This window comes from Paenibacillus dendrobii (assembly GCF_009807035.1).
Lineage (GTDB): Bacteria > Bacillota > Bacilli > Paenibacillales > Paenibacillaceae > Paenibacillus_AQ > Paenibacillus_AQ dendrobii.
Genome location: NZ_WUBI01000006.1, coordinates 74,283 through 93,915 on the forward strand (window position 1 = coordinate 74,283; position 19,633 = coordinate 93,915).

General features: G+C 46.0%; 16 protein-coding genes and 1 pseudogene. 15 read left to right on the forward strand and 2 right to left on the reverse strand.

The window, feature by feature from the left end; translation table 11 throughout:
• The first annotated feature begins 43 nt into the window (after nt 1-43).
• From GRF59_RS26300 to GRF59_RS26310, 3 genes are all read left to right on the forward strand, one after another.
• Complete coding sequence (locus GRF59_RS26300; RefSeq protein WP_160500696.1) at nt 44-688, forward strand: TetR/AcrR family transcriptional regulator; 645 nt, start codon at nt 44-46, stop codon at nt 686-688.
• Between the two features lie 118 nt (nt 689-806).
• Entirely contained in the window at nt 807-3,125 is a 2,319-nt protein-coding gene (locus GRF59_RS26305) for an ABC transporter permease (RefSeq protein ID WP_160500697.1), read from the forward strand.
• 4 nt (nt 3,126-3,129) lie between these two features.
• A complete protein-coding gene (locus tag GRF59_RS26310) occupies nt 3,130-3,888 on the forward strand; it encodes an ABC transporter ATP-binding protein (RefSeq protein WP_160500698.1) in 759 nt (252 codons plus the stop codon).
• Nucleotides 3,889-4,011: 123 nt separating this feature from the next.
• On the opposite strand, the gene GRF59_RS26315 is transcribed toward GRF59_RS26310, so the two are convergent.
• Entirely contained in the window at nt 4,012-5,034 is a 1,023-nt protein-coding gene (locus tag GRF59_RS26315) for a LacI family DNA-binding transcriptional regulator (RefSeq protein ID WP_160500699.1), read from the reverse strand.
• A 355-nt stretch (nt 5,035-5,389) separates the two neighbouring features.
• Here GRF59_RS26315 and GRF59_RS26320 point away from each other — a divergent pair, with 355 nt between their 5' ends.
• The 11 genes and pseudogenes from GRF59_RS26320 to GRF59_RS26370 all read left to right on the forward strand — a co-directional run bounded on the left by GRF59_RS26320 (nt 5,390) and on the right by GRF59_RS26370 (nt 17,250).
• Entirely contained in the window at nt 5,390-6,739 is a 1,350-nt protein-coding gene (locus GRF59_RS26320; RefSeq protein ID WP_160500700.1) for a DUF4832 domain-containing protein, read from the forward strand.
• A complete protein-coding gene (locus GRF59_RS26325; protein WP_160500701.1) occupies nt 6,732-8,039 on the forward strand; it encodes an acyltransferase domain-containing protein in 1,308 nt (435 codons plus the stop codon). Before GRF59_RS26320 ends, GRF59_RS26325 begins: the two co-directional genes overlap by 8 nt.
• Nucleotides 8,036-9,124 (forward strand): DUF4832 domain-containing protein, encoded by a 1,089-nt coding sequence (locus GRF59_RS26330; protein WP_160500702.1) that lies wholly within the window; start codon nt 8,036-8,038, stop codon nt 9,122-9,124. Before GRF59_RS26325 ends, GRF59_RS26330 begins: the two co-directional genes overlap by 4 nt.
• 103 nt (nt 9,125-9,227) lie before the next feature.
• Nucleotides 9,228-10,493 (forward strand): Gfo/Idh/MocA family protein, encoded by a 1,266-nt coding sequence (locus tag GRF59_RS26335; RefSeq protein WP_160500703.1) that lies wholly within the window; start codon nt 9,228-9,230, stop codon nt 10,491-10,493.
• 92 nt (nt 10,494-10,585) lie between these two features.
• Nucleotides 10,586-11,452: an ABC transporter permease gene (locus GRF59_RS26340; protein ID WP_237392086.1), complete on the forward strand. Its 867-nt coding sequence runs from the start codon at nt 10,586-10,588 to the stop codon at nt 11,450-11,452.
• The gene (locus tag GRF59_RS26345) at nt 11,452-12,348 is read left to right on the forward strand and encodes a carbohydrate ABC transporter permease (protein ID WP_160500705.1); all 897 of its coding nucleotides are present in this window, start codon (nt 11,452-11,454) and stop codon (nt 12,346-12,348) included. The genes GRF59_RS26340 and GRF59_RS26345 overlap by 1 nt, the downstream gene beginning before the upstream one ends.
• A gap of 71 nt (nt 12,349-12,419) precedes the next feature.
• Nucleotides 12,420-13,889: an ABC transporter substrate-binding protein gene (locus GRF59_RS26350; RefSeq protein WP_160500706.1), complete on the forward strand. Its 1,470-nt coding sequence runs from the start codon at nt 12,420-12,422 to the stop codon at nt 13,887-13,889.
• Nucleotides 13,890-13,965: 76 nt separating this feature from the next.
• Nucleotides 13,966-14,153, forward strand: a pseudogene (locus tag GRF59_RS26355) (hypothetical protein); the annotation flags it as partial.
• Between the two features lie 450 nt (nt 14,154-14,603).
• A complete protein-coding gene (locus GRF59_RS26360; protein WP_160500707.1) occupies nt 14,604-15,131 on the forward strand; it encodes a GNAT family N-acetyltransferase in 528 nt (175 codons plus the stop codon).
• A gap of 191 nt (nt 15,132-15,322) precedes the next feature.
• Entirely contained in the window at nt 15,323-15,892 is a 570-nt protein-coding gene (locus GRF59_RS26365; RefSeq protein WP_160500708.1) for an SF0329 family protein, read from the forward strand.
• Nucleotides 15,893-16,059: 167 nt separating this feature from the next.
• Nucleotides 16,060-17,250, forward strand: coding sequence for a DUF4317 domain-containing protein (locus GRF59_RS26370; RefSeq protein ID WP_160500709.1), 1,191 nt, complete (start codon nt 16,060-16,062; stop codon nt 17,248-17,250).
• 145 nt (nt 17,251-17,395) lie between these two features.
• Here GRF59_RS26370 and GRF59_RS29880 read toward each other — a convergent pair whose 3' ends face one another.
• Nucleotides 17,396-17,683 carry a hypothetical protein gene (locus GRF59_RS29880; RefSeq protein WP_237392069.1) on the reverse strand — a complete coding sequence of 96 codons (288 nt, stop codon included), beginning with the start codon at nt 17,681-17,683 and terminating at the stop codon, nt 17,396-17,398.
• A 583-nt stretch (nt 17,684-18,266) separates the two neighbouring features.
• On the opposite strand from GRF59_RS29880, the gene GRF59_RS26375 reads away from it, so the two are divergent.
• A partial coding sequence (locus GRF59_RS26375; RefSeq protein ID WP_160500710.1) for an Ig-like domain-containing protein occupies nt 18,267-19,633 on the forward strand: 1,367 nt, incomplete at its 3' end.

A 19,633-nucleotide genomic window follows, 5' to 3' on the forward strand; every position in this document is an offset into this window, starting at 1 on the left:
ACTAACAGACAGACAGTCGGTCTATTAAGGGGATGGATGAAAAATGAGGGTTGTAAAAGAAGCCGAGGAACGTATAAACGAAATACTGGATGCGGCAGATGAGCTTTTTTTTCAGAAGGGATTTGACGGTACAAGCACCAACGATATTCTTGAAAAGGTCGGGATTGCGCGGGGAACATTGTATCATCACTTCAAGTCGAAGGAAGATATTATGGATGCGCTGATTGATCGGTACAAGGTCCGTATGTTAGATGCAGCACAGGAAATTGCCGCTAACAAGAGCATACCAGTCGTCGAACGTATTATCCAAGTCGTTATGGCCTTGAACATAAGTGGCGGAGGCAGCGCAGAAATGATGGATCATATTCATAAGCCGCAGAATGCTCTAATGCATCATAAAATTCAGAGAGTCATTATCAGCGGAGTTACACCTATTCTCGCGGGAATTATCCGAGAGGGAATTGAGGAGGGATTGTTTAACACACCGTTCCCGTATGAGTGTATGGAGATGGTTGTGATCTATGCAAATACGGTTTTTGATGATGATTACATTGAAATGACGAACGAAGAGCTCGCTGCACGCATGCATGCATTTATCTTCAATATTGAAAGAATGCTGGGAGTTAAGCAAGGGAGCCTCATGCACACCATGAAGATGTTCGACAATAAAACTACCGGTAACAATTGATATATATACATTTTTTGTGGCCGCTGCATCAACACTTACTGTGCGCAGTGGTCTTGCTTCAGAAGCATGGTATGTATAACTTAAAGTCAGTTCATATGCTTGAAGACTGAGGTGGCCCATGTATTATCGAATCATACGCAATGATATGTTAAAGAGTAAAGTGATTACGCTAGCAACGATGATATTTGTCTCTGCCGCAGCTATGCTTGTATCACTCGCCGCGATCCTGGTCGTCAATCTTTCAGGTGCGCTGGACATGCTCATGACGCAAGCTAAAACTCCGCATTTTATGCAGATGCATTCGGGTGAAGTGAACACGGCCCGCCTTACATCATTTGCTGAGCAGAATCGTAATGTCGATGAATTTCAAGTCGTTGAATTTTTGAACATCGATGGCGCCAGAATTATTCTGGGTGATCGTTCGCTTACGAACAGCGTTCAGGATAACGGATTCAGTATACAAAGTGAAAAATTCGATTACTTACTTGATCTGGACGGCAACATCATTCATGTCTCCGATGGAGAGCTTTATGTTCCCATAAGCTATATGCGGGATCACACGGCAAAGGTTGGTGACAAGGCATTCGTAAGCGGCAAGGAATTCACTGTAGCGGGATTCCTTCGCGATTCCCAGATGAATTCTGCGCTTGCCTCTTCCAAGAGATTTCTCCTGAGCGCACATGATTACACAGTGATCAAAAACCTTGGCAGCACGGAGTATCTAATAGAGTTCAGATTAAAGGATATGTCGGCACTCGGCACATTCGAAACCGCTTATGCTTCCGCAGGACTTGAAGCAAACGGACCCACCATTACATATCCGCTGTTAAAAATGATCAACGCACTTTCGGACGGCATAATGATTGCCGTGATCCTTCTGGTAAGTGTTCTAATCGTTATCATCGCATTGATGTGCATACGCTTTACGCTCCTTGCGAAAATCGAAGAAGATTATAGAGAAATTGGTGTCATGAAGGCCATAGGGCTCAGGGTTTCCGACATGAAGCATATTTATCTTGCGAAGTACGCAGCAATAGCTGCTGTAGGCAGTGTTATCGGCTATGCACTTTCGCTTATTTTTAAAGGATTGCTTCTTGAGAATATTCGTCTGTATATGGGGGATAGCGAACATTCATCTCTTGCTTCGCTGTTCGGACTCATCGGTATACTGCTTATATTCCTTGCTATCATGGCCTATGTAAACGGAGTGCTGAGACGCTTTCGGACCCTATCTGCTGCAGAAGCCATACGCGGTGGCACTTCACATGAAGCAAGTACGGGTACAAAGCGGCTTCGCTTGAGCGGAAACAGATGGTTTAACACCAATGTTTTTCTAGGTATAAAAGATGTTCTTTCAAGGAAAAAACTTTACGCTACAATGCTTGTGGTTCTCGTGATTTCGTCCTTTATCATGATTGTTCCACAGAACCTGTACAACACGATTTCTTCCAAAAGCTTCATTCAATATATGGGGATTGGAACTTACGATATGCGGATGGATGTTCAGCAGACCGATCATATTACCGCGAAAACATCTGAGATCGAAAACCGTATGAAGAACGACAGTGCTATTTCCAAATACGTCGTCTTAACCACAAAAACATTCAAAGTAAAAACGGCAAACGGATCAGAGGAAAATATAAAAATTGAACTCGGAGATCATTCGGTATTTCCTATCTATTATTCCAAGGGTAGAGCACCCGCTGCAGAAACCGAAATTGCCCTTTCCGCTTTGAACGCCGATGAGCTTGGCAAAAAGGTCGGCGAACATATGACACTAATCACGGAGGGAGTAGAAAAAACATTAACGGTAAGCGGCATTTATTCGGACATTACAAACGGCGGCAAAACCGCAAAGGCAATGTTCGCGGATCACACAGCAGTTATGATGTGGACTGTGATTTGCGCGGAGCTTTCGGATCAATCGCTTGTTGACCAAAAAGCATCAGAATATAAGAACAGGTTTGCTTTTGCAAAGGTTTCAGACATTGACGAGTTTGTTGCACAGACGTTCGGATCAACGATAAGCTCCGTCAAAAAGGCATCCTTCACCTCCATCATAGTTGCGTTAGTGATAACGCTGCTCATAACCCTGTTGTTTATGAAGCTGCTCATCGCGAAAGACAGATATTCCATTGCCGTGATGAAAGCACTCGGTTTTACGAATTCGGATATAAGGGCGCAGTATATTTCCCGCTTTGTTTTCGTTCTAATCATCGGTATTGTTCTGGGTACGCTTCTGGCGAACACGCTCGGAGAGCTGCTAGCGGGTGCAGTGATCTCCTCCTTTGGCGCATCGACATTTACGTTTGCGATCCATCCGCTATCTGCGTACCTGCTCATTCCAATCATGATGATCGGCTCTGTACTGATCGCAACCATCATCGGTCTAACGGGTGCAGGACAAATAACAATTTCCGAGAATGTGAAGGGGTAGGCATATGAAGAAGATGATGATCGGTGACCGGATCGTAAAATCATTCGGTGAGGGCCATGAAAGGCGTAATGTTCTAGATGGCGTATCCATGGAAATCAACGAGGGAGAGTTCGTTGCGGTTATGGGGCCTTCGGGTTCGGGAAAATCGACGCTGATGTTCGCACTCAGCGGGACGGACAGCGTAGATAGCGGAAAGGTCGTGTTTAACGGGAAGAATTTATCGACCATGGGGGAGAATGAGCTTTCGGATCTCCGCAGGACGACGATGGGGTTTGTATTTCAGCAGCCCACGATGCTGAGTCATCTGAATATCCTGGACAACATCATTCTTCCAGCTATGCGGGACAACCGAAAAAATGTAGCGAAAATTTCGGAGAAGGCGAGATTGCTTATGCAAAGGGTAGGCATAGCAGATCTTGAAAAGCGTGATATTACACAGGTTTCGGGAGGTCAGCTTCAACGTGCGGGAATATGCCGGGCGCTAATAAACAGCCCCAGAATGATTTTCGGAGACGAGCCTACCGGTGCGCTCAACTCACAATCCGCTCAAGAGATAATGGACATTTTATCTGAAATTAATGCTGAAGGTACGGCCGTAATGCTTGTAACTCATGACGCCAAAGTCGCGGCACGGACGGAGCGTATTATGTTCATGCAGGATGGAATCATCGTAAGCGAGCTGAAGCTTCCGAAGTTTGAAGGACTGGACATGGATGGAAGGGTTGAGAAAGTAACGGAGAAGATGCGAGAGATCGGGATTTGATCGTTTAGAATAAATAGCAGATGTTGCAACGGAGAGCCTTTCGAGGCTCCTCCGTTTTTTTGCGTGCTTACCCTTCAAGCAATTTTTGCATCGAGTCATGTTCATTTCGTCTTCGCTGTACCATTAAGTTGAACTGCGTACGACCAAGCGGGTAGGCAAAATAACTTTCTTAGGCAGCAGATGGTTTCCGTTCATTCGATCTATTAAGTGATCCACAGCGACCATGCCTATTTCTTTGGTTGGCACATCGATGGTAGAAAGGGGAGGATTGGAATACTTGGATACCTCAATATTGGATAGACCTATGACGGCCACTTCATGAGGAACGGAGATGCCGTTGTTATACAAGCCGTTGAGGGTGGCCATAGCCATTAAATCGCTGCCGACGAAGAAGGCGGTCGGGCAATTCTTGGTTGTGCATAAATGATTGATTTGTTCGATGCAGACCGTCTCATCCCACATGCAATCGATAACCCAATCGGGATTTACGGACAATCCGGCGGCATGCATGGTGGCATAGTAGCCTCGATAGCGGCGGCTGCCTTTCAAGTTGCCCGTTAATCCGCTTCCCCCGATATATCCAATATGGGCATGGCCTTTGTCAATGAGGTGGTTGACGGCCATCGAAGCGACATTGTAATGATCATAGCCCACATTATCGATATCCTCGCGTTCTGTATCAATCCCCACGATATACGGTACCTGCTTGCGTATGTACTCATAGGTTTCGTTGTTCAAAGATTCCATAAGGATCAGACCGGTAATCGGTTCGCTGAAGGTATTAAATAAGATTTTGCTGTCATTGAGTTCAATTCCGGTCCGAATAAAGGCAATGTCATACCCGGCACTGAGCAATCGCTCTTCCACACCGGAAAGAATCGACATGAAATAAGGATCGTTGTATTTATCTTTTGTCACGCTTAATACACAACCGATTTTGGTATGCGTTTTGTTCTCGGAATGATCCTTCGCCGGGACTTTTCGCTTGGGGCTTGAACTGATTTTATAGTTAAGCTGCGTAACGGCTTGCCAGACTCTTTCCCGGGTTTCGTCCGTGATTTTATATTTTGTATCATTGTTTAGAACTCTGGATACGGTGGCAGTGGATACATGGGCTAGTTTAGCAACATCCCGAATCGTACTCATGAATAAACACATTCTCCTTTTAAAGGTACTAATTAATCACCATTTAGAGTTTATAGGAATGTTACATGGTAAACAATGATTGGCTTGTTGGTTTCTATGTTGCATCTATTTGTTGCGTTAAATTGTTACGTTCTTATAGTTTACATGCGTTTATGGTTAAAATCAATCATAACATGCCCCTTCCGCACGGTGTAATTAGAAATTTTATAATATTTCAAAATTAATATTGCAAGATTGCGTTCGGATGATATAACATAAAATCACTAAACAAGGAATGTTTACTTCTGTAAATTACGTAACAAACAACGTAACAAAAAGTATGTTTGTTTAGTGTATAAGGGGGAGCTGATGAGATATGAACAAAGCAGTAACGGTTTACCCCATTGTTGTAGATGACATCATAAGCAACCCGGGCATTGGTTTTATGGCAGCACCGGGGTTAATGGGGAATCCGGACCGTATTTACGACAATCGAGGGCAAGAACAGAAGAAATATAAATTCACGGAAGACAGCAGAACATGGAATCATCCAGGCAGCAAAGTGTACTTCTGCAGCGTGCGCTGGCGGGATCTCGAAACAGTCCAGGGGGAATACAACTGGGAAGTGCTGGAGGAGAAGCTGGACTACGCCAAATCGATTGGCTGTACGGCCGTGGTTCGCTGCTCCCCATACGCGTTAAGCGAAGAGGATGATATACCGGGCTGGTTCCGGGCGGAATATCCGGAGGAACCCGATTTTCCCTTCTGGCGGGTAGACCCGAAAGAAACGCCATATGTGCTGTATTGGTCTGATTTTATCAAAGCGTTTGCCGCCCGATTTGACGGGCACCCGGTCATCAGTTCGGTAGATTTGACGATCGTAGGAGCCTGGGGGGAAGGCGGGGGAACCGAGTTTTTAAAGCCGGAGGCCATTCGGCAAATTACGGATGCCTACCTAGATGGATTTAAAATAACGCCTCTTCAGGCACTGCTGCATGACTCGCTGTCGATCAAGATCATGAAAGACCGCAAAGCCAAAGTAGGCTTTCGTGTCGATTGCCTGGGGGATATGGGAGGTTTTCACGGCGAAGCGTGGTCGCATATGACGGATTTCTATCCCCAGAATATTCAGAATTTTAACATGGGCGATGCATGGGAGAAGGCTCCGATTCTATTTGAAGCATGCTGGCACATGAATGACTGGTATCTGCAGGGCTGGGATATCGATTATATCATTCAAGAAACGCTCAAGTGGCATATTTCTTCCTTCAACAACAAAGGAACCGTCGTTCCGGAACCGTGGAAAGAGAATGTCAAGGCGTGGTTGAACAAGATGGGATACCGCTTTGAACTTAGAAAATTGACGTATGACTCCATCGTGAAGGCGGGCGGGGAGCTGGAAATTCATGCTTTGTGGGCTAATGTGGGAGTGGCTCCGATCTATAATCGTTACCCGCTTGTGGTGAGGCTAACGGGCCATGATCGAACGTATACGCTGCATAGCAGAGAAGATATCAGGGAATGGTTGCCGGACGAAGATATTACATGGGAGGAAAGCTTCGCTCTGCCAGGCGGAATGTCCGAAGGAGAATATCTTTTGGAACTTGGCATCGAAACTGGCGTGAAAGAAATCGGAAATATCCGGCTGGCGATTGAAGGATATACGCAAGGTTATTACCCGATAGGGAAGCTCTGGGTTGAACAGGGGGAAGAAAGGAATGGATAGGCGATTGAATTTTAACGAGTGTATAGCCATCTGCAATTTTGATTACCTGCCTGAAGGTTTAGAGGCCAAATATAACCGGTATCAACCGGATCACGAGCCCGATCTCATTCCACGCGCTTTCCTGTCAGAACTATTCGAGCAATATCAAATTCCGGAACAGACCCGGCAACGGCTTGTTCGCGGGGTTGAGGCTATCGAAAAGGATGACGCATTGTTTCACTTCACCCAATTTTTAGTGGAAGAGTTATGCTCTGCGCGCAATCGCTGTGATGAAACCCACTATACCAATATGACCCCAGGATGCATGAAACAAGACGGAGAGTTATATTCCTTCCTTCTGCTGCTGGCCTGTGTTGTCCCTTCCATGGAAATGCTGCGGAAACGTTCCGTACCCCTAACGTACTATGAGCAGATCCCTCACCAGCCCTTGAAGCTTCAGCTTGAAAAATTGGTGCTGTACGGCGATGCCAAGGTTCATGATTTTCCGTGGGTGATGAATTTTTATACCTGCTCCATCTTTCTGTTAGACCGGTTTTATTTTATTCCCTACCGGTTTGGCGATCCATTCACCATGTTCCGTCATGTACACACGCAAGATGTCATGGCCCTTCGGCACGCGGGAGAGGAATTTCGCAGCGACGGACAACGCAATGGTATCAATGATGTGTATGACCGGCAAGGATGCTTCACTTCCGAATGGCTGGATAATGGCGAATTGATCATGGCCAACCGGATGAATCCCATGGGGTTCGTTGAGAGAGAAACGACGCAGATCATGAAGAAGGAATGGGAGCCAGTGCTGCAAAAAGGGGATACGCTTTTGGCGCTTCACATTCCATCCGGTCCCGGATATACGCCGGACAGGCTGAAGAACTCCATGACCATGGCCGTCGAATTCTATGACCAATACTTTCCGGAATTCTCCATCAAGGGTTTCTGGAGCGCAAGCTGGCTGTACGATACCCGGTTATCGCTCATATTGGACAACGAAAAGAGCAATATCGTGCGCGTTCAGCGACAATTTTATAATTACCCGACCCTGGAAGGGGACGGAATGCTGCGCCATGAACTCTTCGGAGACAGGAACAGCGACCCGGTCCGCAGCCCCGGTGACTTTACCACCTCTCTGCAAAAAGCGGCTGCAGAATATATGCGGACAGGAGCCCGGTTTAACACGTTAAGCATGATTGTGCTCAAGGAAGAAATCAAGCAGATCGGCAGCATGCCTTATATCAAGGGCGCAGATATGGAGGAATTCCACAGGACCGTTGACAGCCATTTAAGGGAGGTGTGCGGATGAGCCAATACTCTCTCGAAAACTACGAGAAGTATACAACGATGAAAATCCGGCCGGAGCCCTTATCCCCAAAAGAGCATGTTGCAAACCATGGCCTGTTCGAATATGTTGCCTTTTCGTGGCAAGAACTTGAGCCGGCCCGAGGAGAATATGCGCTCGAAAGGATCAAAGAAGCACTCCATACTGCCCGAAATCCTATTCTTGTCCTGACACCGGACTTGCCTCTATGGGTTAAGGGTTACGCTGATGATTGTTTTGCGGCTTTGATCCGAAAAGTCGGGAGTTATATCGACTCGGACCGGCGCCTTGCGGCCGTCGTGATATCGACCTTGGCTGACAGTAAGGAAGAATGGAATGCCTATATCGAATCGTTCGCAACACAGACGCTGCTTGCTGATCTGCAGAACGATAGACTGATAGGGCATTTAAGAGAGCGAAGCTGTGGATTTGGCCTGCTGGTGAAGTGCGGCGAGGAGAACTGGATCGAATGCTGCGAGGCTTTTGCCAGAAACCGTCTGCAAAAAGTATGGAAGAGTTACCCGGTTGTCCTCCATGTGACCGATAACGTTTGCGGTCCTCATTGTAAGCGCGAGGCGTACCGCTGGCATGCTTGTCTTTCCAATGTGGATATAGGGCTCGGATATCAACTAGCTCTACGCAGACTGACGTATCCGGAAACGGTATCCAGCCGTGGGAGCTTGCCGCTGCGATTCTGGTTCGTCAACACGGGCAGTTCGAGAATGTATCGGAAATTCCAGTTATGGGTACGGTTACAGCGGGGGATAGACTCCTACGAGCTTCCGCTGATTGCAGCAACGCAATCATGGTTAACCGGGGACCTTGTCCATAACGAAATCATACCGCTGCAGGACATGCCGCCGGGAACATATACGCTCAGTTTGGGACTCTTTTTCGAAGACCGTTCTTATGTCCCGCTGAATATACGGAATCCACATCAAGACGGATATTATGAGGCTGGCACGATACAAGTCGAAATAACCCATGAAGATCCGCTTATGAATATATGGGATACGTACGATCCGGAAGGATATTATCCATTGGAAGACCCGAAGCTTCCGGAAGCATAAACAGGTAACAGCGATCGAAAGAACATTTCACCCGGCTGTCTCCATTCGTACAGTCATTGGTTCAACTTATGTAACAAATACAAGTTCACTGGAGGTTTTGGATTTGAAGCTGGCATTAATCGGTGCAGGACAAAGAGGCATGATCTACTCAAGGCATGCATACCAAAGTGCGGAAATTGAAATTGTCGCGGTCGTTGAACCGGATGACATCAGAAGAAAGGCGGCAGCGGACGAGTTTCAAATTCCTCAGGAGAAACAATTTGAAACCGTGGACGAATTCTATCGAATGGGTAAAATTTGCGATGCCGTGATTATTTCTTCAATGGATAGAGACCATTATGTGCAAACGATGGAAGCGCTTAATATCGGTTATGACATTTTGCTCGAAAAACCCATTTCACCAAGTCCTGATGAATGTTTGAGAATACAAAAGAAAGCCCATGAAAAAGGCCGCAAAGTGATTGTATGTCATGTACTGAGATATACGAATTTCTTCGCGGAGATCAAGAAAATCATTGATAGCGGCGAGCTTGGTAAAGTCATCACCATTCAGCATAACGAGAATATCGGCAATTTCCACATGGCCCATTCTTTTGTAAGAGGCAACTGGAGAAGAAGTGATCTGGCGAGTCCGATCATCATGCAGAAGTCCTGCCATGACATGGATATTCTAGCCTGGCTGGTAGATAGCGGGGCCAAACGCATCTCCTCATATGGCAATCTCACTTATTTTACAGAGGAGAATGCACCGGCTGGCAGCGCTGAGCGATGCCTGGACTGCAAGGTGGCTGCGGATTGCCGGTTCGATGCAAGAAAAGCTTATCTGCCTGTGAGAGGGCAATGGCCGGCTACAGTCATTTCGTTGGATCAGACGGAGGAGGGATTGCTTCAAGAGCTCCAAACGAGTCCTTATGGACACTGTGTATATCGGATGGATAATGACGTATGTGATCATCAGGTGACTCTGATTGAGTTTAAGAATGGGGTCACGGCCACGTTTAGCTTAAGCGGGTTTACGAATAAAATGCACCGCACGCTCAAAATCATGTGCGAGCATGGAGAAATCCGCGGGGATGACAACTTGAATATCATTGAAGTCACAAGATTCAACTCCAATATGGCTGAAGCCAGCCAGCAAACGGTCATTCGGCCGGCAGCTGTGGGTGGCGGGCATAACGGCGGCGATACAGGTCTGATGACCGACTTTTTGGAAAACTTGGAGAATGCGGATTTCAGCAGCAGATCCTCCATTGACATGTCTGTCGAAAGCCACATCATGGCCTATGCAGCAGAAGAAGCAAGAGTTACCGGTACGGTTATTGATCTGGATGATCTCAAGGAAGAGCTGCAGCATGGAGTTACAGCATAATCGTTTAATCACAATGCAAAGGTAGTGATGGAATGAATTCAGTTGGTAAGGGGTTTCTATATGAATTAAAGAAAAACAGAATCTTGTATCTCATGTGCGTGCCTGCTCTGATTGTTCTGATCATGTTCTCCTATATTCCGTTTGCAGGTGTATGGATGGCATTTACCGATTTTAATGTGGTTGATGGAATCTTTGGCAGTAAATTTGTCGGTCTGGACAATTTTAAATACTTTTTTTCAGCCAACAGCATGGGATGGAAGGTTACTTATAACACGTTATATATTAACTTTTTCGGCCTCATATTCGGCATTATCGTTCCAGTCAGCATCGCCATTCTGATCAATGAGATCCGGCATAAAACCTACAAAAAGATCGCTCAAAGCATGATGTTTTTTCCCTATTTCATCTCGTGGGTCGTCGTTGGAGCGATCCTGTACGGAATCTTCTCCACGGATGTGGGGGTTGCCAATCAAGTACTGAAGTTCTTTGGAGCAGATCCGATCAGTTGGTACTCGGAGCCGAAGTATTGGAAATGGATTATTATCCTGGCGAATGTGTGGAAATGGAGCGGGTATAGTTCCATTATCTACATTGCTGCGATGTCTAACTTTGACGGGAGTTTATATGAAGCAGCCAAAGTCGATGGCGCCAACAAATTGCAGCGGATTCTTTTCCTGACCGTGCCTATGCTGAAACCGACCATTATCGTTTTGAGCTTACTGAGCGTTGGACGGATCTTCTATGGTGACTTTGGCATGATTTACGGTATTGTCGGCAATAACCCGGTCTTGATTGACGAGGTGACGGTTATCGATACCTACGTGTATCAATCGATGCGTACGCTCGGCTTTTCTTACGCTACGGCAATCGGACTGTTTCAGTCCTTGATGGGATTGATTCTGATTACGGCTGCAAATATGTCAGCTAAGAAAATAAATGACGGAGAGGGTCTATTTTAATGATGGAAAAGAATAGATTGCTTGGCGATAGATTGGTGGTCGGCATGGCATATGGTCTCATCGGCTTATTCGCGCTTATTTGTCTATACCCTCTTATTTTAACCCTAAGCGTATCCTTTTCTTCAGAACAGGCCATTGCCAGAAACGGTTATTCAGTTCTCCCCATGAGTCCCAGCTTGGATACCTATAAATATATCTTTGTGAATAGTGGCATGAAAATATTGAAATCTTACGGGTTGACTATTTTCGTAACCGTTGTGGGTACGGCAGGAGCTCTGCTGATTACAAGCATGATTGCATTTTCCCTGTCCATAAAAAAGCTGAAATACCGTAACGTACTCGCCTTTATCAGCAATTTTACGATTATTTTTTCTGCAGGATTAATTCCATGGTATATGGTCAGCGTCAATTATTATGGACTGAAGAACAGTATTTTGGCCTTAATCCTTCCTTCCATATTTAGCGTGTGGAATATGTTTCTGCTGCGCACGTATTTTACGAGCATTTCCCCCTCGTTATATGAGGCTGCCGAGATCGATGGAGCCAATTATTTTACGATCTATATTAAGATAGCGCTTCCACTAAGCAAGACCCCGCTGCTTACGGTTGGTTTAATGTATGCACTGCAATATTGGAATGATTGGTGGCATGCTCTGATTTTTATTAATGATCGCGATTTATTTCCGCTGCAATATTATCTCTACAACATCCTGTCCAACGTCAATGCGATTAGCTCCGGGCGTATTCCATCAGGGGCTTCAGGCAGCATCACATTGCCCGCAGAAACAGTGAAGATGGCCATCACGGTGATTACGATTGGACCGGTTATTTTCCTGTTCCCTTACATTCAAAAATACTTCGTTCAGGGGATTATGACCGGTGCAGTCAAAGAATAGACACCTGCTTAGGTTACCGGCCGATACAGGCTTTTAACATAGATTAACCATTTTATTAGGGAGGGTCTTTCATGAAAGCAAGGAAAATGCTTATCTTGTTGGTGTTATTGCTCGCGTCCGTTTCTGTTATGGCAGGATGCAGCGGCAGCGGCAGCGACAAAAAAGAGGGGGCAGCCAAGCTCGAGACCGTAACGATTATGTACCCGGGAGAGCGAAGCGATCGGATGGACGAGTTTCTTAAAAATGAATTTGCCGAGAAGATGGCAACCGATCTTGGCCTGAAGGTAGAGGTTACATTTGTGCCGTGGGCCCAGTATTGGGAGCAAAAAGATATTATGATGGCTGCCAATGAACCGATTGATCTATATTGGGATGGTCTCCCGGACCTTTCTACGATCGTCAACAAGAAACAAGCCATGGTATTGGATGATCTAATCGAGAAATATGGACAGGATATGTTGAAAGTCTTGCCGAAGGAACAGCTTCAAGGTGCAACGATCGATGGGAAGATCTATGGCATTCCATCCGCGTACGCACCGTCCTCTGCCATGTACCAGCTGGTCACCGTCCGGCAGGATATTCTCGAAGCCGTGGGAATGTCCGACATCAAGACAGCCGATGATTTAAAAGAATTCGCAACAAAAGCGAAGGCCAAGTTTCCTCAAATGAAAGGGCCTGCCGATATTGTCTTTAAACCTTTAACACGATATTTTGCCGATGAACAATATAATTGGATCGCCGTAGAAGATTTGGTCGTATTCGGGGAAGACAGTAAAAAAGCATACAGCTATTATGAAACGGATGCATTTCAGAAAGTAGCGAAATTTAACCGTGAAATGTATAAGGCAGGGTTATACACAGAGGATCTGACGATTAAATACAATGAAAGAGACTCACGCATGCAGACGGGTTTATATTTATGGGTTGAAGGATCTGTGGGCAAAGAAATGGAAATTAGTAATGCCATTAAAGCCAATGCACCGGATGCCAGATTAAAAACCTACCTGTTGGCAGAGGATAAACCACGTTATATTACGGCCGCAGGCGGTGAAGTTCTAGGCATACCTGTAAAGGCTCCAAATCCTGAGGGAGCTATGAAGTTCATCAACTGGATTTATAAATCCAAGGAGAATTATCTGTTTGCTCTCTATGGTGTTGAAGGCAAGGATTACGAAATGGTGGATGGAAGAATCAATAAGCTGACCCCTAGCGAATTCTTCTATGAATGGATGTTCAGAAACCAAAATTACCAATTGTTCGCGCCGGATGTGGCACAAGAGTCCATCGATAAATATAAGAGCTGGGATGACCAAGCTGTACGATCTGCCTCCATCGGCTTCCGATTTAACAACGAGAAAGTCAAATCCATCGAAACGGCCCTGAAAGAAGTCGCGGGCAAGGACATGGCTGCGATTCGTTCCGGTTTTCTGGATTTCGATAAAGAATATCCAAAGGCCATCCAGAAGCTGAAGAAGGCAGGCATTGATGAATATGTAGCTGAGATACAGCGTCAGCTGGATGAGTTTATGGCTAGTAAATAAGAGGAGCTGGCCTCGTTTACTTCCGCCCAAACCGGTTGGGGACGGCTTAAGCGTCCGTCGCTCGCAACGGAAGCGCGACGGCTTGATGAACAACCACTTCCAGCAGTCGGGCGCCATGCCATGCGGGCGAGGTATTTAAGGAAGTGGCAGAGGGATACGCGGCGATCCTATTCGCCGCTTGATCTGTACCGCATAAAGGACGCGGAGGTGGCTCTGTTCCTGCTCAATTCGAGGCCCGAATCCTCCAAAGACGTCGTGGACCGGCGTTGGTCGATTTTGAAAGCGAAGCATGAGCATCCTCTGCTTTAATGATGGGGAATATGAGCGTGGAAATGACGGAAGAGTGGGACATACAGGTGTGTATAACAAAGGGGGCGACGCCCCCTTTTTTTATGCAATTAACCTAACATTGAAATGATAACTCAATGAAGACATTTGAAGGCAGCCGACCCCAAAGCCAGCCAGCCTTTTTCCTCAACTAACGGGCAGGATAGTTTAAGAGCATAGCATCGCAACAAGCGGATTGTGCAATATGTATCGAAAATCATGAAGTGTGACAGAAGCAAGTGGAGTAAGACGACAATAATATGGGTTTACTTAATCATGTGATTGTTCGATGGCATAAGAATGTATGTTCTGATACAATTGGACCGAGTAGATAAAATCTCAATCAACGTCATTTGGCCGGTAATAAAAAACAGTGGGGTGAGTGATATGACCGAACATACGAATACGCCAGAGGTAAGAATTAAACTTTGGGACGAAGGGGATTTGGGTTTGCTTCGCCAATTAAATTCGCCAGAGATGACAGTGCACTTTGGAGGTCCAGAAACTGAGGAAAAAATCCTTGCTCGTCATAAGCGCTACCATGAAATCGCCCAAAAAGGAATAGGACGAATGTTTAAGATTCTCCTGCTTCCACATCTTGAAGTTGTTGGCAGTGTGGGATATTGGGATCAAATATGGCAGGGGGAATCTATATATGAGGTAGGCTGGAGTGTTTTACCGGACTATCAAGGTGGAGGGATCGCGACGAAAGCAACAGAGTTGGCCATAGCTTCTATCAATTCTGAAAAGAAACATAAGTTCATTCACGCCTTTCCTAAAATCAATAATCCCGCTTCTAACGCCATTTGCCGCAAGCTCGGCTTTTCGTTTATGAGTGAGTGTGATTTTGAATACCCTATTGGGACTATCATTCGATGTAATGACTGGAGGTTGACAGTCGAGGAGAATGAATAATAAATTCGTACACTTCTGTATGTTGTATCTTGATCCATTCTTCCGTCATTTACACGCAAAATGGGTTGTTTTTTGGCAGGGGGCTATTCATACTGATTAGGAGGCGCAACGAAACGAGATATTTTTATCAAAAAAGATAGCCTGACAGCCGTAAATGCGGATAGGCAGGGTTGGAGAATATAGGAGGAACCATGTCCTGGAGTAAATTGAAGCAGCAACTGGAGAGTTTTCTCTGTCCTGCGCTGGATGGAAGGGTTGAATACCGTGCAACGGGGTATCGTTATTTACCTGATAAAGCAGGGCTTTGTTATATTTCGGTAGATAAAAAGGACGTACTCCGGATGAATGATCGAACGAGTTCAATCAAGTGGTATGGGGCGGAGCTGGAAATTAAGAATGACCCAGATATCCAAATTCCGGTCAGCAATGAAGAAATGGAAACGGCCAGAAAGAATACCAAGGGGACCGTTCCGGAGGATCGTCTAAAAGTCATTGCAAGAAACAGAAAAATAACAGAACATGCCAAGGAGCTTTTGTCGGCTCAGGCTTCATTAAGCAAATCTAATTTTGTCGCCACAGCGAATAAGTTTTTATCGACTTCTATCGAAGAAAGCATCGAGAGCGATGATATTTTATTGAATATTCTGGCTTTGGTGGACAGACGAGTTGGCAAAAAGCGAATTTTAAACATGTCCGAGAAGATGAAGTTAAAGCATCCCATTGTGCAGTACTTTTATGAGCTGCGGCGCAGTACATGTTGAGAATAAGAAACCCTTCTATTATAAATGAACTAAAGTTTCACCTTGATTCCATACGGAATACAGGCGAATTGCCTACTCTTTCTTTAGTTCAATTTATATAGCGAGGGTTTTTTATTTCGTTTATACTAATAAAGCCAATTTACTTTCTAGGAGTTGTCTAACGAACCATGAACAAGAAAGAAGTCGCGCACATACGCAAGCAGTTTAAGCTGGATAATCATTTGATGAATCTTTACGATATTTTGAACGTGTACATTATGAAGGAAACGAACGAAATTTATCATTGGGAGCGGAGTCCCTTTGAGCTCGTAGACCGGGAGAAGCAGGAGCTGTACATGGGCAATTTCAAAAAGCTGCTGCTCGGCGAATTGGATCATAAGCTGTTCGAGCTGAGGTTTCAGGAGGAAGCGGAAGATCTGAAAGACCCTTCGCGGGTGCTGCTTCACCAAGCTCTGCAGACGGGGGATCCGGAGGAGTGGCAGGATCTGATGCTGCTGCTCGTGGACAAAATGATGGCGGACACGATGTATGAACGGGATACGGTCATTACGTTCGTGCGCGGGCAATACTACCGGCCGACCAAGGCGAGGAATGATGAAGCTGAAGAGACGGGGAATGACGAAGTGTTCGGACACCCGTTCATTCTATGCAGCGTGAACTCTACGGAAAAGCAGCGGAAGGCGCTTTTGTTCGACTATGTGGAGAAAGAGTATAAGTACAATATCATTGTAGATCCGATCATCAAGCTCAACACACCGGAGCAAGGATTCTTTTATCCCAGCGTGACGGACAATTATTCCGACGTGAACCGTGTGCTCTATTGTACGGGGAAATCGAATGATCCGAATGAGCGGTTCATCTCTGATGTTTTGAATGCGCAGCGGTCTGTGACGGCCATGGAAGAGCGGGGAATCTTTGAAGACATCGTGAAGGAAGTGGCGGGTGAACAGCTGGATTCAGCCACGATCGCACACGTGTACGAGGAGATTCATCATGTGATTGAATCCCACCAGGATGAGGAAGAACCCGCGAAGCTGGATTATACCGATGTGGAGCGCGTGCTGACCGCAAGCGGCGTAGACAATGTAACGAAGGAAGCTGTGGAACGTGCGTTTGAGACCATCGTGGACGATAAGAACTATGAAATGAAGGCCAGCAGCGTGATCCCGAAATTCACGTCCAAATCGATCAAGATCGATACCAAGGTAGCGACGATTACCATCAGTCCACAGGATTTAAGGTACATTAAACAGGTGAGCTTTCAGGGTAAACGCTGCATTATGATTGAGGTTGACGAAGATGCCGTCATCGAGGGCTTTACGCTCACAACAGAGACGTTGTTGGAAAGAGCGGATTGAAGCGATAACAGCTTTTGAATTGGATTTCGCATACGTTACATCAGTAGTTTAAGAAGAGATGCTCCCCTTACGGAGACCGGTTTTATGATTTCGCCTGTCTACCGTGAGGAGAGCATTTTTTATGCTTGCTTTACCTGAGTCTGTTTCAAACAAACGACATTGAAGATGATGTCTTCGACAATTGAAAAGCCAGCAGGCATATTTGAGCAAGAGTTTGCAGATGATTCACAGTTGTGAAAAAGGCGGCAAAAGTGCAGTGATACGCCCAGAATGTAGGTACCATCTTTGGCAAGCCGCTGAGCACATCTTTAATCTCAAAGGAACGATTCAGAATTTGGAGTGGGGCCCGGGCGGCTTCGTCGCTGTCGGCGTGAAGCATATCTTTACGTCCCGGTATGGGGAGAACTGGACCGTTACATATTATTTTTGTCATATGACAAACTCGTTACAACAGTCACTATTCGCTAGCAAAGTCGCTCTGTATAATAAAGAGTGTCTATTTTTAGAGTGGATGCGACGTTGCGCTTTATCGTCATTTAATGATTTCTTCAATTAAGGAATCAGTAAGCTTCTTGAAACGTCAATTCTCTGTCGTTATACACCTCCGGTGCCACATCCCCTCTTCTCACCGGCCAATAGCTTCCGAGCCATAACATCTGGCATATCAGACGAAATTCATTTTATTATCGCTATGGATGACGAGTGAGTCCCCGATTAGAACTCCGAAAGCATGTGTCTTCTCCACGGCCTGACGTCTAGCACCGCTCAGGTCTTTTTCATTGACATGCAATGATTATTCTACGGGATCATTATGTTAGGCGGGATACGTATATTATGCATTAAGAAAGATTGGAAGACTTATGAGAGAGTATCGTGGAAGGGAATATGGAGCTCTCGGCAATGGCTAATTCGTCGATATGGCAACGAAATCTATGGGGCGTTACGATATTAACCATAAGGTAAGTAAATATAAATCGTATAATAAATTTCAATTATACCAATAGGAGGGAAAAGTTTTGTTTCGTAAGCTCACAATGGTCATGGTTTTATTCATTACAATAAATGCAGCGTATTGGGGAGTGCCTCCGGAGTCCGTACAAGCGAATGGAGATATTACGATCTCGATCCCGCCGGAGTTAGCCGGATACAGCAATGCTGTGGACCCGTTCTCGACGAATGGAGATATCACTACTGGATACTACTACGTTGGTTATACTCCCGAGGTCGGGCAAGACATCACGGCTTTAAAATTCGATCTAAGCAGTGTGGCTGGAAAAAAGATCACAGGCGCGACATTGAAACTGGATGTAAATTCTATCTATGAGATGCCGGATGAGCTATTTGTCGATTTAAAGTATACGTCGAACGACTTCTGGTCCTCTAGTCTGCCGGCGAAGCCATGGACGACAATCTATCGGGAGAATGATATACCGAAATCGAATAGTCCGACTATATTTGAATTTGACGTTTCTTCCGCTATTCTTCCAATTGTGCTTCAGGAACTTAACGGTGACGGAAAAATCACTTTCCTACTGGAAGGAAATTCAACCATCGCTAACGGTGGCTCTTCCGAAATGGAGTTTATAGGAAAGCAGTCCAAACTGGTTCTAACCTACACTTCGAATACGGCTCCTGTTGCAGAGGTTATGTCAGTGAATACGAACGAAGATATGTCTAAGTCAGGAACTTTGCTCGCACATGACGATGATGCCGATCCGTTGACATACAGCATTGTCAGTCCACCGATGTATGGAGCTGTCACCATTACGAATGCCTTGACAGGCGCTTTTACATATACACCGAACCCGAATATGTACGGCAGCGATTGGTTCACGTTTAAAGTGAACGACGGATGGGAGGATTCCCCTCCTGCAACGGTGACGGTGCAAGTTAGCGGGGTAAACGATGCGCCGATGGCAGTGAGCGGCAGCTTGAGTGTACAAGCAAATGGTTCGAACAACGGTGTGCTGCAAGCGACGGATGTGGAGAACGATCCATTGACTTACCGGATTGCAAGCGTACCGACTAAAGGAGTGGCCGTAATCACGAACGCCGCAACGGGCGCTTATACGTACACGCCAAACCCGAATGCGACAGGCAGCGACAGCTTCACGTTTGTCGCGAACGACGGCAGCTTGGATTCGAACGTGGCAACGATTAACGTGACGATCACTGAGGCCGTTGACCCGCCCCCGGTGATCATCGGCCAACCGGGCAGCGCAACGATTGCCGCCGGTGGAAACGTGTTCTTCCTCGTGATGGCGTCGAATGCCACCGGCTACCAATGGCAAGTAGATCAAGGCTCTGGCTATACGAATATCTCGAATGGAGCGCCGTACAGCGGAGCGACGACGGCGATACTGACGATCACCGGTGCGACGTC

Bases quoted from the DNA above. Each gene is read 5' to 3' on its own strand.
- GRF59_RS26300 (WP_160500696.1), top strand. From the start codon at position 44: ATGAGGGTTGTAAAAGAAGCCGAGGAACGTATAAACGAAATACTGGAT.
- GRF59_RS26305 (WP_160500697.1), top strand. From the start codon at position 807: ATGTATTATCGAATCATACGCAATGATATGTTAAAGAGTAAAGTGATT.
- GRF59_RS26310 (WP_160500698.1), top strand. From the start codon at position 3,130: ATGAAGAAGATGATGATCGGTGACCGGATCGTAAAATCATTCGGTGAG.
- GRF59_RS26315 (WP_160500699.1), bottom strand. From the start codon at position 5,034: ATGAGTACGATTCGGGATGTTGCTAAACTAGCCCATGTATCCACTGCC.
- GRF59_RS26320 (WP_160500700.1), top strand. From the start codon at position 5,390: ATGAACAAAGCAGTAACGGTTTACCCCATTGTTGTAGATGACATCATA.
- GRF59_RS26325 (WP_160500701.1), top strand. From the start codon at position 6,732: ATGGATAGGCGATTGAATTTTAACGAGTGTATAGCCATCTGCAATTTT.
- GRF59_RS26330 (WP_160500702.1), top strand. From the start codon at position 8,036: ATGAGCCAATACTCTCTCGAAAACTACGAGAAGTATACAACGATGAAA.
- GRF59_RS26340 (WP_237392086.1), top strand. From the start codon at position 10,586: ATGTGCGTGCCTGCTCTGATTGTTCTGATCATGTTCTCCTATATTCCG.
- GRF59_RS26345 (WP_160500705.1), top strand. From the start codon at position 11,452: ATGATGGAAAAGAATAGATTGCTTGGCGATAGATTGGTGGTCGGCATG.
- GRF59_RS26350 (WP_160500706.1), top strand. From the start codon at position 12,420: ATGAAAGCAAGGAAAATGCTTATCTTGTTGGTGTTATTGCTCGCGTCC.
- GRF59_RS26360 (WP_160500707.1), top strand. From the start codon at position 14,604: ATGACCGAACATACGAATACGCCAGAGGTAAGAATTAAACTTTGGGAC.
- GRF59_RS26365 (WP_160500708.1), top strand. From the start codon at position 15,323: ATGTCCTGGAGTAAATTGAAGCAGCAACTGGAGAGTTTTCTCTGTCCT.
- GRF59_RS26370 (WP_160500709.1), top strand. From the start codon at position 16,060: ATGAACAAGAAAGAAGTCGCGCACATACGCAAGCAGTTTAAGCTGGAT.
- GRF59_RS29880 (WP_237392069.1), bottom strand. From the start codon at position 17,683: ATGACAAAAATAATATGTAACGGTCCAGTTCTCCCCATACCGGGACGT.